At 48.4% G+C, this 16,537-nt stretch carries 9 protein-coding genes; 5 read left to right on the top strand and 4 right to left on the bottom strand.

Translation table 11 applies throughout. The annotated features are described in order from the left end of the window. Positions 1 to 38 precede the first annotated feature (38 nt). Both CIK98_RS15740 and CIK98_RS15745 read left to right on the top strand, forming a co-directional pair. On the top strand, positions 39 to 1,043 hold the full coding sequence (locus tag CIK98_RS15740) for a hypothetical protein (protein ID WP_094385917.1): 1,005 nt from the start codon (positions 39 to 41) through the stop codon (positions 1,041 to 1,043). Between the two features lie 136 nt (positions 1,044 to 1,179). After that, on the top strand, positions 1,180 to 4,173 hold the full coding sequence (locus tag CIK98_RS15745) for a glycoside hydrolase family 2 protein (RefSeq protein WP_094385919.1): 2,994 nt from the start codon (positions 1,180 to 1,182) through the stop codon (positions 4,171 to 4,173). Positions 4,174 to 4,377: 204 nt separating this feature from the next. On the opposite strand, the gene CIK98_RS15750 is transcribed toward CIK98_RS15745, so the two are convergent. The 4 genes from CIK98_RS15750 to CIK98_RS15765 form a co-directional block, all read right to left on the bottom strand. Continuing rightward, a complete protein-coding gene (locus CIK98_RS15750) occupies positions 4,378 to 5,976 on the bottom strand; it encodes an ATP-binding protein (RefSeq protein WP_094385921.1) in 1,599 nt (532 codons plus the stop codon). A 267-nt stretch (positions 5,977 to 6,243) separates the two neighbouring features. Continuing rightward, positions 6,244 to 7,839, bottom strand: coding sequence for an ATP-binding protein (locus CIK98_RS15755; protein WP_094385923.1), 1,596 nt, complete (start codon positions 7,837 to 7,839; stop codon positions 6,244 to 6,246). Continuing rightward, positions 7,836 to 9,569 carry an ATP-binding protein gene (locus CIK98_RS15760; protein ID WP_094385925.1) on the bottom strand — a complete coding sequence of 578 codons (1,734 nt, stop codon included), beginning with the start codon at positions 9,567 to 9,569 and terminating at the stop codon, positions 7,836 to 7,838. Before CIK98_RS15760 ends, CIK98_RS15755 begins: the two co-directional genes overlap by 4 nt. A gap of 37 nt (positions 9,570 to 9,606) precedes the next feature. Further along, a complete protein-coding gene (locus CIK98_RS15765; protein ID WP_141210570.1) occupies positions 9,607 to 10,617 on the bottom strand; it encodes a hypothetical protein in 1,011 nt (336 codons plus the stop codon). A gap of 175 nt (positions 10,618 to 10,792) precedes the next feature. On the opposite strand from CIK98_RS15765, the gene CIK98_RS15770 reads away from it, so the two are divergent. The 3 genes from CIK98_RS15770 to CIK98_RS15780 all read left to right on the top strand — a co-directional run bounded on the left by CIK98_RS15770 (position 10,793) and on the right by CIK98_RS15780 (position 16,507). Continuing rightward, positions 10,793 to 12,643 (top strand): sulfatase-like hydrolase/transferase, encoded by a 1,851-nt coding sequence (locus CIK98_RS15770; protein ID WP_253249760.1) that lies wholly within the window; start codon positions 10,793 to 10,795, stop codon positions 12,641 to 12,643. Positions 12,644 to 12,713: 70 nt separating this feature from the next. Beyond that, on the top strand, positions 12,714 to 14,525 hold the full coding sequence (locus CIK98_RS15775; RefSeq protein WP_094386226.1) for an LTA synthase family protein: 1,812 nt from the start codon (positions 12,714 to 12,716) through the stop codon (positions 14,523 to 14,525). Then, positions 14,522 to 16,507, top strand: a complete 1,986-nt coding sequence (locus CIK98_RS15780; protein ID WP_094385928.1) for an LTA synthase family protein — start codon at positions 14,522 to 14,524, stop codon at positions 16,505 to 16,507. The genes CIK98_RS15775 and CIK98_RS15780 overlap by 4 nt, the downstream gene beginning before the upstream one ends. Positions 16,508 to 16,537: the final 30 nt, after the last annotated feature.

Genomic DNA, 16,537 nt, shown 5'->3' on the forward strand with positions numbered 1-16,537 from the left:
TAGAAAAATTAACACTACTTTTGCATAAAAAATAAATTATGATGAAAAAAGAATTGTTATACGTTGTGGCATGTGTCTTGATTTTAATGCCATTGTCTGTTTCACATGTTGCCGCACAGGGCAATGAAACCCGTGACGAAGGAGAACTCAGTGAGGACTCCGTAGTAAATATAATCGCATATTTTTCCAAGAATGACACGCTGACTTATGTATACGATTACCAAGAAATGAGTGTAGACAACGGAGACACTGTTTCTGTTCGGAAACTGTCACGTGACATATCAATTGTCGTGACCGATTCAACCGAAAATGGTTACATGCTTGAATTGATCAGTACGGATATACATGCTGATAAGAACATCAAAAAATCTTTCTTCGAGAAGAAATTCTTTGAAAGCATCAAGGGAGAGAAAGTCATAGTGAAACTTGACGAGTATGGTGCACTTCAAGGTATATCCAACTGGAAAGAACTCTACGACAAGGGCAAGACTTTGTTGAATGACGAAGCAAATACCACAGACAAGGAAACATTAAAAGGCTTAAAAAGAATGTTTGACAATACCATCAAAAGCGAACAAGGCATGATGGGTATGTTCCCAGAGCTTGACTTGCTTTTCGGAAGTCATGGAATACAGGTCATGGTTGGAGAAAACAATTTTGTTGATTCAGTATCGAGCGAAATACCTGTTACATACAAGTATATTGCCTATAATGACTATGAGGAAGACGGCACGTATGCAGGGTGTTTCACTATGGCACTTAGTGAAACCGTTATTCCTAAAGAGCGGTTTTCCGGCCTGTTGGCAAGAGGATTGTCAAATGTTGGCTTTGGAAAAGAGAAGAAAATAGAAGGCTCTATAGGCGAATTTTTCAATAAGGAATTGGATGGAGATGTGGACATAAAAGGATACGAATCAAGGGAATATTATTTTGTAGGCTGGCCACGTAAGACCGTAACAATTAGGGATTCTGGTACAGGAAACAACAGGAGCATAATAGCCCGTAGGATTTCATGCACAAGCTATTCATTGTTTAATTATTAACTGTATTCTTTTAAAAAAAGCTGAGCAACAAAACAAGACCAAAGATTTTATTGCCCGTTTCGGTGGTGCATGGAAAGGTGAAATAAAATAGGAATTGAACATATATATATATCAGAGATGACGGTTGGTGAATTGTATGTTGAATAAATACATGAGAAAACTTTCGATAATAGCAATTGCCGCCCTAAACATTGCGGCGGCGTTCGCACAGCGTTCGCAGAACTTTAATGCCGAATGGAAGATAGGCGACAAATCGGTTACCCTGCCACGGGCATGGAACGAGGAGTATGCTTTCAAGGTGCCTATAGAGAAACTGCCGGACGCGCAGGTTACTTACACCAAGACATTCCTTGCCCCCAAGACTTGGAAGGGCAAGAAAGTGTTCATCGAGTTTGAGGGCGCAAGACAGGCGGCCGAGGTGTTCCTCAACGGCACGAGAATAGGACTGCATGAAAATGGAGTGATGGCATTCGGATTTGACCTCACTCCATACATACGCATAGGGAAAGAGAATGTCCTCGAAGTGAAAACAGACAACTCATGGGCATACAAGGAAAAGGGGACACCCACTGACGGCGAGGTTGTTGCAGACTGCAACAACCTTCCGAACAACACCCTCAGCCCGGCTTCCTTCCAGTGGAACAACAAGAACTTCAACGCCAACTACGGCGGACTGCCTAAGAACGTGAAGCTGCACGTGACAGACCGCCTCTATCAGACACTCCCACTCTATTCCGCTCTCGGAACTACGGGTACTTACGTCTATGCCAAGAATCACGACGTGAGGGGAAGGAAGGCTATTATACATGCCGAGTCGGAGGTGAGAAACGAGACGGGCAAGAAACAGACTTTTGTATATAATGTGGAAATCATCGACCGTGACGGCTCCAAGCTGTCTGCTTTCTCCTCAGCTCCAGTCACATTGGACAAGGGCGAGACACGCACTGTCAGTGCGGAGAAGATGGTGGAAGGACTGCATTTCTGGTCGTGGGGATATGGCTATCTGTATGATGTGAACACCAGTATCACTGTCAAGGGAAAGGTAATAGACCGACAGACCACCACGACAGGATTCCGCAAGACTGCCTTCCGCGATGGAATGACCTATCTGAACGACCGTGTCATGATGATGCACGGATATGCTCAGCGCACATCCAACGAATGGCCTGGAGTGGGTATGTCGGTGCCGGCATGGCTGAGCGACTACAGCAATGAGCTGATGGTGCTCTCGGGCGGTAATCTCGTGAGATGGATGCACGTATGTCCATGGAAGCAGGACATCGAGTCGTGCGACCGTGTGGGACTCATACAGGCTATGCCCGCGGGAGACGCCGAGAAGGACGTGAGGGGAAGGCACTGGGAACAGAGGGTGGAACTGATGAGGGACGCCATCATATACAACCGCAACAACCCTTCCATCCTCTTCTACGAATGTGGCAACAAGGGCATCAGCGAGGAACACCAGATGGAGATGAAGCAACTGCGCGACAAGTACGACCCGCACGGAGGCCGTGCCATAGGATGCCGCGAGATGCTCAACAAGGCGACATGTGCCGAATATGGTGGTGAGATGCTATATATCAACAAGTCGGCTGGCAAGCCTGTATGGGCAATGGAATACTGCCGCGACGAGGCTCTGCGCCGCTATTGGGACGACTGGTCGTACCCATATCACAAGCACGGCGATGGTCCTCTCTACAGGGATGCCGACGCCTCGGCATACAATCAGAACAACGACCAGTTTGCCGTGGAGATGGTGCGCCGGTGGTATGACTACTGGATGGAACGCCCAGGAACGGGACTGCGAGTATCCAACGGTGGCACGAAGATTATCTTCTCCGACACCAACACCCATAACCGTGGTGAGTCAAACTACCGTACATCGGGTGTGGTGGATGCCATGCGTCTGCCAAAGGATGCATTCTATGCACACCAGGTGATGTGGAACGGATGGGTTACTCCCGACAAGTCGATGACGCATATCGTGGGGCATTGGAACTATGAGGAATACTGCCGTGACAGGAACAACGGCAACATGGATTTCAAGAAGACGGTATATGTAGTGAGCGACGCTCCTGTGGTAAGGCTCTTTGTCAATGGCAAGGAGACGGGACGTGACTCCGTGGCTTATCATTTTCTGCATGTCTTTGAGAACATAGCCTTCGAGCCGGGAAACATCAAGGCCATTTCATACAGTGCCGACGGCAAGGCTCTCTCCGAGCATTACATAGAGACCACAGGCAAGGCCACCTCACTTCGCATCAGCAATATAAAGAACCACCAGCTCGTTGCCGACGGTGCCGACATGGTTCTCTTGGAGATAGAGGCTCTTGACGACAAGGGTCGCCGCAATCCTCTTGCCACCAATATGCTTCACTTCTCAGTGGAAGGTCCGGCGGAATGGATAGGCGGTATAGGCAAGGATAACCACGACACCAACTGCATCCGTTCCAAGTCACTGCCCCTGGAATGTGGCGTAAACCGTGTACTCCTGAGAAGCACCGGCGAAGAAGGTATTGTGCGTGTAAACGTCACCTGCGACGGTATGCCCGCATCGTCCATCACCCTTGATGCCAAGAAGGATGTCGCAAACGCTCCATTCGAGTTTGTCAGGTCAGAGACTCCCGCCACTCCTTCCTATAAGGACATCAAGCGCACCATACAGTGCAAGTCTGTCACTGCGGGATGCAACCAGCAGGATGCCATCCGCTCTTACGACGACAGTGAGGACACAGAATGGAAGAACGACGGCAGGATGTCAACGGCATGGATAAGATATGAGCTTGCGGAAAAGGCGCGCGTGGATGAAGTGGTGCTCAAACTGACGGGATGGCGCAAGAGGGAGTATCCCCTGCAGATCTTCGCCGACGACACCCTCGTTTGGGAGGGCAAGACTCCCGTGTCATTGGGTTACGTTCATCTTCCCCTTGCAGCATCCCAACCTGCGGGCAGCATAACCATCAACCTGCAAGGCACAGCCTCCGACTCCGACAAGTTTGGCAATATCAAGGAGCTTGCAGCCCCCGTGGCCAACGAACTTGACCTCTTTAAGGTAAAAGACGGCGACAAGGTGCGCAATGAACTGCGAATAGTGGAGTGTGACTTGTTGCAATGGATTAAGCCAAATTAATTATTGCCATTAGGGTTTTCACCCGAATTGACTCACGCTTGATGCTTGAAGATTATAATAGGAGAAAAACAATAAAATATTTAGTATAAACAATGTTTCAAACAATGAGAAAAAACATTTAGTTTTTTGTGGAATCATATTATAAACTCAAATTTCACATCCCTTTTATAGTATTGCAACTTCAATATAACCCACTTTATACAATTACTCACAAGGCTTGTAGGAAAAGTCGTTTACGGTGCCTGTTTCGGAAGAGAAGCTAATGCCTACCTTGTATATCTTGCGCTTGTCGGCGGCGTATGGCTGGGCATAGCCCTTTTCGTCTATCTGTTTTAAGGCTACTTCCGCCGTGGAGTTAAGCTTGAATTCGAAGATATAGACGTAGTCGGGACACTCCAACACGCAGTCGATGCGACCTTGGCTCGTCTCCTTCTCAACGTAGGTGTTGTATTTGCCGAGAAGTTGGAGGATGAGGTAGAAGGTGTATTGGAAATGACGCTCACACTCCCTTGTGTCCTCTTTGCGCTGGAAACGGTAGGAGATGTTGGCGAGGAAGCCGGTCAGCTGGAGCTTGAACTTCTCGAGGTCGCCACTGCGCAAGGTACGGGTGACGTCAACAAGCCATGAGTTGGAATAGTTCTCGTCGCTGAAATAGTCAGACGCAAGGAGCGCTATCATACCGTTGCGCACCTCCTCGTTGGGGAAGTCGAGACGATAGACGTCGAAGGTGGGGTCATAGCCCTTTATGGTAAAATATCCGCTTTGGTAGATCATAGGCAGCGGCTTTTGCTTTGTTGCCTTGTAATCTACAAATTCTGCGGCTGAATATTCCTTGCATGCCAGTTCGTTGATGTTTTCGTGGTTGTTTGCCAAGAGACGCATAAGATACGTCGGAGTGCCTGTGGAGAACCAATAATCCATAAATTTACGTTTTTGGAAACAGTTCAATAAACTGAACGGATTGAACACATCAATCATTCCATCACTGAAATGGTAACCGTCATATTTCTGTTTCAGCTTTTCTATTGTCTCTTCCTCTGTCATGCCGTTCACTTTGCCAAGTTCCTGTATCTGATCCTTGAACACCGAAAGCAGTTCTTTTTCGGAGATGCCGCAAAGTGTGTCGAAACGGGAGTCGTAGCTGATGTCTGCAGGCTGGTTGAAACCGCTGAACACGCTGACCTGAGAGAACTTGGTGACTCCCGTGAGCAGCACAAACTGCAGATGCTTGTCCGTGAGCTTGAAAATGCTATAAAAGCCTTTAAGTATCTCGCGGTTATAGTCTTCAAGAGTCTTTATGTCTCCAGCCACAACAGGTGATGGGGTGTCAGTGTTCATCACGTCGAGCAGCGGCTTGTCGTATTCGTCGATAAGTACCACAACACGCCTGCCGGTCTTCTCGTGTGCTTTTTCGAAAACGTAAGCCAACCGGTCGCCATAGGTGTTGGCAAGCTCATCCTTACCGTATTTTTCCTCACATTTTGCGATGAAGGTCTCAATGGTTTCCTTTAGCTCCATAGGCGAGGTGAAGTTCTTTCCGTTGAAGTCAATATGGAACACAGGATATTCCTTCCACTCCTTCTCCAGCGCGTCGATGGCAAGACCGCGGAACAGTTCCTTGCGTCCGAGGAAATAGTTTTCGAGTGTGGAGATGAGCAGGCTCTTGCCGAAGCGGCGGGGGCGGCTGAGGAAATAAATAGTCCCCTTGCTGACAAGCTCATAAATCAATGCCGTCTTGTCGACATAAACGTAACCATCCTCACGTATTCGGTCAAAGCTTTGTATTCCTATAGGGTACTTCATAATCAAGCATTTTTTTATTTTTGTCGCAAAGATACATTATTAATTTCATTTCTCCAAAGAAAAACACAGATTTTCATATCTTGAGAATCTCATGCTGCAAAATTACTGCATTTTTTCTTTTTCTGCAATAGTTGTCCTCTATGCCGAGCGCCATAGTCCCGGATTTTGTATCGGCAAACCATAGTATGCAGAACATAATCCCTCAAACAGGTAATTTTGTGTAGAATTAAAACACGTGAGGTAACCAGAGTAACCGGAGTAACTGAATTACTCACAAGGCTTGTAGGCAAAGTCGTTTACGGTGCCTGTTTCGGAAGAGAAGCTGATGCCTACTTTGTATATCTTGCGCTTGTCGGCGGCGTATGGCTGGGCATAGCCCTTTTCGTCTATCTGTTTTAAGGCTACTTCCGCCGTGGAGTTGAGCTTGAACTCGAAGATATAGACATAGTCGGGACACTCCAACACGCAGTCGATGCGCCCTTGGCTCGTCTCCTTCTCAACGTAGGTGTTGTATTTGCCGAGAAGTTGGAGGATGAGGTAGAAGGTGTATTGGAAATGACGCTCACACTCCCTTGTGTCCTCTTTGCGCTGGAAACGGTAGGAGATGTTGGCGAGGAAACTCGTCAGCTGGAGCTTGAATTTTTCGATGTCGCCTGCTTCCAATGAGTCGCTTACGTCGTTGAGCCACGTGGAAGGACTGCTTGTGTCGCCAAAGTAGTCGGACGACAATGCTGCCACCATTCCGCTGCGCACTTCCTCGTTGGGGAAGTCGAGCAGATAGGTGTCGCGTCGGCGGTTGTAGCCCTTTATGGTAAAATATCCGCTTTGGTAGATCATGGGCAGCGGCCTTTGCTTTGTTGCCTTGTAGTCAACAAACTCTGCGGCTGGGTATTCCTTGCCAGCCAGTTCGTTGATGTTTTCGTGGTTGCTTGCCAAGAGGCGCATTAGATACGTCGGGGTGCCGGTGGAGAACCAATAATCCATAAATTTACGTTTTTGGAAACAGTTCAATAGGCTGAACGGATTGAACACATCAATCATTCCATCACTGAAGTGATAACCGTCATATTTCCGTTTCAGTTTTTCTATTGTCTCTTCCTCTGTCATGCCGTTCATCTCACCAAGTTCCTTTATCTGATCCTTGAACACCGAGAGAAGTTCGTCCTTCGAGATGCCGCAAAGCGTGTCGTAGCTGGGGTCGTAGCTGATGTCGTTCGGCTGGTTGAAACCGCTGAACACGCTGACCTGAGAGAACTTGGTCACTCCCGTGAGCAGCACAAACTGCAGATGCTTGTCGGCGAGTTTGAACACGCTGTACAGACCTTTTAATATACCTCGATGTATGTTCTCAAGTTTTGTTTCCTTCCCGTTGAGCAGTCCTGTATAGTCACTGTCCATAACGTCGAGCAGCGGCTTGTCGTATTCGTCGACAAGCACAACAGCACGTCGTCCAGACTTCTCGTGCGCTTGTTTAAGTACATGGGCAATCCTTGCGCCAAGTTCCTTGTTTATTGGGTCTTTGCCCCATTGGTTCTCCCATGTCTCAAGACTTCCAAGAATACGGTTTTCGAGTTCTCCGTCTTTGTCGTAGTTACCACCGTTGAAGTCCAAATGGAACACAGGATATTCCTTCCACTCCTTCTCCAGCGCGTCGATGGCAAGCCCACGGAACAGTTCCTTGCGTCCGAGGAAATAGTTTTCGAGTGTGGAGATGAGCAGGCTCTTGCCGAAGCGGCGGGGGCGGCTTAGGAAATAAATAGTCCCCTTGCTGACAAGCTCATAAATCAATGCCGTCTTGTCGACATAAACGTAACCATCCTCACGTATTCGGTCAAAGCTTTGTATTCCTATAGGGTACTTCATAATACTTCCTCCATCCTATTTAGTTCCCATCCCACAAACTGCATCACAATTTTGTGCATCTGCGTGCCTTGGCGCAGTGCTTCAACGCGCGGAGCCACGGCATAGCCGTTAATCTGCTCCACAGCCTCCTGCCATTGCTTTTCGGCGGCTTCCTCGGTATAGTCTTTCTTCGGCATGTATTTCAGTTCGAGGATGTAGCTGTGGTTAGCTTGGTAGTGGGTGAGGTTGGGCAGAAGGAAGAAGTCGCAATAGCCGTGTGCCACCTCAACCTCCGGTGCGGTGTAATAATAGTCGTTGAGGTTGAGATATGCAAGGAAGAATCCCTGTATGTTGCGCTCTCCCTCTATACTGTCGCGCACAGAAGAAAGGTTTTTGTAGCAGTCGGCCATATACTGGAGACATTCGCGCCAGTTGCCATCAAATGCCATCATGTCGAAAAAGTCTCTTAGCTTTAGGATATTCACTTGGTTGCCAAGTTTGTCATACACCTCAAGGATATAGTTGTAATATTGTTTTCTTACGTTGTTGTTTGGTATGCCGAGTATAACCCTACTGCCCCTTGTACCGGTAATAGTCAGCATACCATAATAGAACAGTAAGCTTGGGAATATCTCGGGCTTGGTCATCTCCATGGCAGAGAACGAGGGGATGAGTGTTGCCTTTATCTCCCCCTTTTCAATTATCTCGAGCATCACTCCCTTGCGGTCGCCATCGAGTTTGTCGAGCTTTATGAGTCTCTTCAGTTTGTTATAGTCGGTCTTGGTGTTAGGGTCGAGCATAATCTCGGGCGCATGACCACGAGAGACATAGCTTCTGAGATAATACATCACCATGTCGCAATTAAATACCCTTATGTCGCTTTCAAGACATTCCTTGGCAAAGCAGTAGTTGTTATACCACGGCTTCATTTCTTCGATCATAGCCTCAATGTCGCAATCAGCAGACAGCAATTCCACTTTTTTATAATATGAGAACATTTCGCGCACATCCTCTGTTGAGAATCCGAGCATCTTGTCGAGTTCTGGGTTCATCGACACGTTCCAACCGATGTTAAAGCCGCTGGTGAGGTCGTCGAGTGTAACAGGACTTACTCCTGTCAGGAATATGCGCTCAAACATGCCCTTAAACAGTTTGAAGAAGTCGCGATAGAAACCATTTGCATGTGTTATGGCATGATACACCGCCTCGCCCTCCTCATTGAGCACGATATTGGTGAAGTTGTCGTATTCGTCGATGATGAGATAAAGTGGAATGCCTAATTCCTGGGCACTATTGTTTATGAGATTGAGCTTGGCGCGGGCGGAATTGGTCTGTAATACTTTTCCGACAATTCTTTCGGGATATTCATCTTTGTACCGCTCAATAAATGAGTCGATACATCCACAACTGTATTCATTGAAATTCTCCTCAAGTCGCTCGATTGTTCCTCCTGCCCTTGAATAGTCGAAATACATCACCTGATACCTGTTGCGCAGCGGTGTCGGATGTTTGCCCACCCATAGGTCGCCAAACAGTTCGTCGAACCGTCCTGCCATCGCCTTGTCGTAGTATGCCTGCATCATACTTATGAATAGGCTTTTGCCAAAACGGCGTGGGCGTATGAATATCAGTGTGTCTGGTTGACTTTCCAGTTCAGCCAGATACATTGTCTTGTCGATATAATAGAGATTTCTGCTTCTAATCGACACGAAGTTTGACACTCCGTAAGGTATTTGTCTTATTCCGTCCATTGTGCGAATATATTTTTTTGGTATATAGCTTGACTCCTTATTTACTAAAAACAACTTCCCTAATGTTGCTTACTTCAGAACAAGGTACGCTGATACCATAAACGCCACGTTCTATCAATTTCAGTCCTTCTACGGGCAGTGGCTTGTCGGTAGAGAGACCGTAGCGTCCTTCGGTCTCGCCACGCAGATGGAATGTGAAACCATGATAGTCGCAGAGCGTCTGTATTAGTCCTTCGGAATAGCGCCCGTTGCGTATGGCCTCATTGGAGGAACGTGTGGTAGTGGAAGGAAGATAGGGACTCTCGTAGGTCTGCCATCGACCATCGTGGTAAATGGAACGCAGTATTTCGCGTCCCTCGGGTGTCACCTCATACAGTTCTGCATTTTCCTCAGGAGCGTAATATCCGCTGAATGTCCATTCGGGATATCCGCCTTCGCCGAGTGTGGACGTGGTGAAACCACCTCCACCGTTAGGCCACTCATGAGGCTGGCTGCCTCCAAGTTCGGGAGAATAGGGGATGTACATATTTTCAGTGGCACTGCTGTAAAAACGTATTACGGCATAGCCTGCACCATCGGCCTTGAACTTAGTGCCGGAATAGTCGAGGCGTAGGCCATGGAAGACTTGTTCCATGGTGTGTAGCGACTTAACGTCGGCAGCCTCGCATACGAAACCACCAATGGTACCTCCATACATGTTGTTCATGTAGGTGCTTATGTCTTCCAAAGGTATTATTTTCTGTAGTAATGTCTTGCCGTCGGGACGGCTTACCCCGTCGCGCACTGACTTCAGTTTCTTCTGTTCGGCATGAGGCAGAGCCCAGGCAGAGTCGGTGCTGAGACGTATGAATTCCTGATTGGTCACTCCGTTGGCTTCTAACAGCGCCGTTTTTTCTTCGCCAAAGCCATCAAGTGTTTTCACGAAAGCACTTGTGAGTGAGCCTTCGCTGATGGTTGGGTTACTTTCGTTGTCGTCGTTGGTGCATGAGCTTGGTGCAGTGCATAAGACGGCACAGGCTATGATAAAAAATAGATAAGTCTTTTTCATGTCAGCAAAGATAGGCATTTTTCTCCAATGTCGGAAATTATCGTTAGGGGAAATGTGGCAGCATTATGATATTATAACATTTTTTATATATGAAACTTTACAATTTTATGCGATAATCAGTTTTTTTGCCTACCTTTGCAAAAGAAATGCAATATTATTGCCATACTTTAAAGATATGATGGAAAAGAAAACAATAAAGGACAGACTGAAACAGGCATTCCTGTTTTACGCCTTGTCGGCCATGACAGCCGCCGTGATGTTTGTCTGCTTTATGCAGTCAAGCAGCGTGAAGGAGGTGATGGACTTGGAGGGCTGGGTGTTTTTCGCTGCCTCGTGTCTCAGCCATGCCTCGCAGGTAATGTTGCCCCCGTTTTTGGTGTCGGCCCTGCTCATTTGGCTTAGGCTGTCTCGCACTGCAATCATTGTGCAGGCCGTGCTTACTGCCCTGACGCTCATACTCATCGACCTCGACAGTCAGGTATATGGTATCTACCGCTTCCACATCAACGGCTTCGTGCTCAGTATGGTGTTCGGTGAGGGAGCCTCCCAGATATTCACCTTCGACACCCAGCTCTATGTGAAGGAGACGTTGAGGCTCTTGGGAGTGTTCGGCGCGTTGACTTGCCTTTGTGCCTATGCGGCACGGATAGTATACCGCAGGCGAGGAAAGGCGTATACCCTGCCCGTGGCGCTTACATTTGCAGGTTGCACGTTGTTTGCCCACCTGTGGCATATCTATGCCTCGTTTAACCAGCATCAGTCGGTCACCAAGAGCGCCATGCTGCTGCCTTACTATTTTCCCACTACTGCCAACGGACTAATGTTCGACCTTGGCATGGTACCGCCAGAGAGCTATCAGAACATGGCAGGCAGCAGGCAGAGTTCTGACGTTAGCTATCCACTGCATCCGCTCGATACGGTGTCGCCACAGTCGCTGCCAAATATCGTAGTGATTGCCGTGGACTCGTGGAACCGACGCGCATTGACCAGTGAGTGCATGCCCAACGTGTATAAGTATGCCACCGAAAACCAGTGGTTCACCAACCATCTTAGCTCGAGCAACGGAACTCGAAGCAGCATCTTCGGCCTCTTTTTCGGACTGTCGTGCTACTATTGGGAGTCGTTTGAGCCAAGTCACATTCAGCCACTGCTCATCGACCGTCTGCTGCAGTTGGGCTACCACTGCCAGGCTTATCCCAGTGCAACACTGCTCGAACCGCCTTTTGCGAAGGTGGTGTTTGGCAATGTAAAGGGCTTGAACGTCAGCACTCCGGGCGACAACACGTTCGACCGCGACTCGAAGATAACGGAGATGTTTATTGCCGACATGAAGAAGCGTGACAAGACGAAACCTTTCTTCTCGTTTGTGTTCTACGACCTTCCCCACAGCTTCGAGCTGTCGAAGGAACAGAACGTTCCCTTCAAGCCGGCATGGGACTACGCCGACTATACCCGACTGAACAACGACCTCGACCCGACGCCATTCTGGAATCTCTATCGCAACTGCTGCTATCAGGACGACAAGATGATAGGACGGGTGTTGAAGGCTATCGACGACGAGGGGATGGCCGACAACACTATTGTCGTGCTCACCGGCGACCACAGTCAGGAGTTTAACGAAAACCACCGCAACTACTGGGGACACAACAGCAATTTCTCCATTCACCAGACAGGAGTGCCGTTGGTGTGCCATTTCCCTGGGCAGTCAGCCGCCCGCCATAACTATCGCACCACCCACTATGACTTGGTGCCGACGCTGATGCATGACTACCTTGGAGTGAGGAATCCCGTAGGCGACTATTCGATGGGAAAGCTGCTTAACGACTCAACGCCAAGGCTGTGGCATATCGTTGGCAGCAATCTCAACTATGCTTTCATCATTGGTGGCGACACCATACTTGAGAAAAAGGCTGAAGGAGCATTAGAGGTTTATGACGCAAGTATGAAGCCTGTTATTGACTTCAGGATGCCGGTGAAGGAGTTTGACCAAGCCGTAAAGGAGCTAAACCGGTTTTTTAAGAAATAGGGGGAGGGGAGAAGGAGTTATGGAGTTAACTCCTCAAAAACTGAGCAAATGTGAAATTTAAATGGAGAAGATGAAAAAAAGAGTAATATATCTCATAACGCTGTACGCAATGCTGATAGCAGTGTTCGTCTTACAGAAGACTGCATTCATGCTGGTCGATATGCCCGACGGCAAAAGCTATGGCATAGGCGACTGGTGGAATGTGGTGGTAAACGGTCTGTTGCTCGACATTCCTATGGCAGGATATCTTACGGCATTGCCACTGCTTGTCGTTATGGCAAGCGTATGGGTGAATAAGACGGTGCCGTTGAGGCGTATTGCCACTCCTTATTATATTATTGTGGCAATGGTGACAGGCATAATCTTCATTGCCGACATGGCTCTCTATCCGTTTTGGCAGTTTAAGCTCGACGCACTCGCCCTGAGCTATCTTGAGTCGCCACAAGGTGCCTTTGCAAGCGTGTCTGTAGGGTTTGTAGTGGTAAGGCTTATCTTGATATGTGTTGTAGTGGCCCTCACGGCATGGCTGCTTGTGAAGATAACACCAGCAGTGCTTCAGCCTGTAGCGAAAACAAGTCGACGCATAGTGTTCACTGCCGCCGTGGTAGTGTGTCTTCCTCTTTATGTCATTTCGATAAGAGGTGGAGTAGGGGAGTCGACTGCTAACATCGGAAAGGTATACTTCTCCGACGACATTTTTCTCAACCATGCCGCCATCAATCCCACTTTCAGCCTTTTATATTCGCTCGACAAAACCACCGATTACGCCAGCGAATTCAACTACTTCAGCGAGGAAGAAAGGAAGAGTATCATCACCACCCTCCACCCTCTACCTTCCATCCTCTTAATTATCATGGAAGGCTTCGGCGGCCAGTTTGTCGAGGCGGTAAGCGGAAGGAAGGACATTACCCCAAACTACAACCGCCTGGCCCGAGAAGGCATAATATTCACCAACTGCTACTCCAACAGCTTCCGCACCGACCGCGGCACGGTGTCGACGCTCAGTGGATACACCAGTTTCCCGACGCTCTCGGTGATGAAGATACCGGCAAAGAGCCGCACGCTGACATGTCTTGCCAACACGCTGAACGCCAACTGCTACACAAGCAGCTTCTTATACGGAGGCGACATAAATTTCACCAACATGCAGAGCTATCTCAGGACAGGAGGCTATAGTACTATTGTAAGCGATGTGGATTTCGACAACAAAGACCGTAAGGACAACCCGTGGGGAGTGGACGACGACGTGACCTTCGACAGACTGTACGACATGATATTAAGCCAGAAGCAACAGCCGTGGCATATCTGTTACCTTACATTAAGCAGCCACGAGCCATGGACGGTGCCATATCACAGGCTGAAGGAAGAGATACCAAACGCCTTCGCATTTACCGACCACTGCCTCGGCCAGTTTATCGACCGCCTGAAGAAGACACCAGCTTGGGACAACTTACTTATAGTGTGTATTCCAGACCACGGATATGGTTATCCCGAAGGCATCAGCCATGAGGAGCATCACCACAACACGATGTTGTGGACAGGAGGAGCAGTGAAGGAACACAAGGTGGTTGACGCCATTATGAATCAAAGCGACATGGCTGCCACGCTATTGGGCTATCTCGGCATCGACTATTCCGAGTATACCTACAGTCGCGACGTGCTTAGCCAAGACTACAAATATCCTTATGCTTTCTTTACCTTTAAGGAAGGAATAGGATTTGTAGACAGTACGGGATATTCGGTCTACGACATCATAAGCGACCGGACATGGGAAGACCATAGCAAAGACGGAGTGGCCGACAAGAAAGAAGCCACCACGCAGAGAATAAGAAAGGCGAAAGCCCTGTTACAAACCATATATGATGATTTCGGAAATAGATGAGAAAAATTGTTAGCATTCTTCAATCGCCATTGTGCTTTATGGTGAACATGCTGTTGGCATACGTAGCTTATATGATTTGCCGACTTGCATTCCTAGCCGAAAACTGGAAGCTTTTTTCAGACCACATGACGTGGGGCTCGTTTGCGGAAATAATGAAAGGAGGCCTCGTGTTCGACACCTCGGCAATACTCTACACCAATGCCTTATATGCCCTTATGATGCTCTTTCCGATACATTTGAAGGAAACTAAGGCATGGCAAAAGGTGGCTAAATGGGTATTTGTGACAGTCAACGCCATTATGATGGCAGCAAACCTCATAGATTGTGTTTACTTCCAGTATACAGGCCGACGCACCACCGTGACCGTATTTTCTGAATTCAGCAACGAGAGTAACATTGGTTCGGTCATGGGCATAGAAGTGCTGCGACATTGGTATCTCGTGGTGCTTTTTGTGCTGCTCGTATGGGGCTTATGGAGACTCTACCGCAGTGCTGATGGTCGCAATGTGCGGCCTTACGTGCCGTATTACTTGTGTCAGACGCTTTGTCTGGCTGTGTTTGTGCCGCTGTGCGTAGCAGGAATGCGGGGAGGGTTCACCACTGCCGTGCGTCCCATAACCATCAGCAACGCCAACCAGTATGTCGACCGCCCGATAGAAGCAGGCATAGTGCTGAACACCCCGTTTTCCATCATACGCACATACGGCAAGAAGATATTCGTCACCCCCGACTATATTCCAGTGGCTGAGCTTGATGCCATATACTCGCCGCTTCACCTGCCGCAAAGCACCGAAACGCAGTGCGATGGTTCCGACTCAACGGTTTTCGTCCCTCATCCAGGAAAGAACATCGTGATACTCATAGTGGAGAGTTTCGGACGAGAGTATATCGGGGCCTACAACAAGTGGCTCGAAGGAGGAAAATACAAAGGCTACACCCCGTTTGTGGACTCGTTGATGCAACATTCCACCACCTTCCTCTATTCATATTGCAATGGAAGGAAGAGTATCGACGCCATGCCGAGCATACTCTCGGGAATACCAATGTTTGTAGAGCCATTTTTCCTTACGCCAGCCTCTATGAACGATGTGAGCAGCATAGCCGGCGAATTAAAGGGCAAGGGTTATTACTCAGCCTTCTTCCATGGGGCGGAAAACAGTTCGATGGGATTTCAGGCTTATGCCAGGACAAGCGGTTTCGACGACTATTTTGGACGCACGGAATACAATGCCGACAAACGCTTTGGAGGAGACAACGACTACGACGGCCTTTGGGCTATATGGGACGAGCCGTTCCTGCAGTTTTTCGCCATGAAGATGTCAGAGTTCCGCCAGCCGTTTGTCTCCGCGGTGTTCACTGCCTCGTCACACCATCCTTACAAGGTGCCGGAGAAGTATCAGAACGTGTTTAAGGAAGAAGGCATAGTGATACACAAGTGCATACGTTATACCGACAACGCCCTGCGCCTCTTCTTCGAAAAGGCAAGGAAACAGTCATGGTATGACAACACGCTGTTTGTCATTACAAGCGACCACACCAACCTCAGCGACCATGAATACTATCAGACCGACCTCGGCGGATTCTGCTCGCCCATAATATTTTTCGACCCTAAGGGCGACATGAAACCTGGTGTACGCAATGCCATAGCCCAACAGATTGACATCATGCCCACGGTGCTCGGATACTTGGGCTATGACCGGCCATATATTGCTTTTGGCAAGAATCTTCTGGCCACTCCTGATGAGCAGACTTGGGCGGTGAACTATCTCGGCGGCATATACCAGTATGTGGAAGGCGACTACCTGCTGCAGTTTGACGGCAATAAGACCAAAGCCCTCTACCGCTTCCGCACTGACTTGCTGCTGAAGGACAATGTGGCAGAGAAAGAACCGGATGTGGTGAAAAGGATGGAACGACGGCTGAAAGCCATAATACAATCGTATATGACAAGAATGAATGAAAATGAATTGATTAGCAAATGAGTTGACGAGTCAATTGTAAATAATAAACAA

The organism is Prevotella sp. P2-180 (assembly GCF_002251435.1).
In the GTDB taxonomy this organism is placed as follows: Bacteria; Bacteroidota; Bacteroidia; order Bacteroidales; family Bacteroidaceae; genus Prevotella.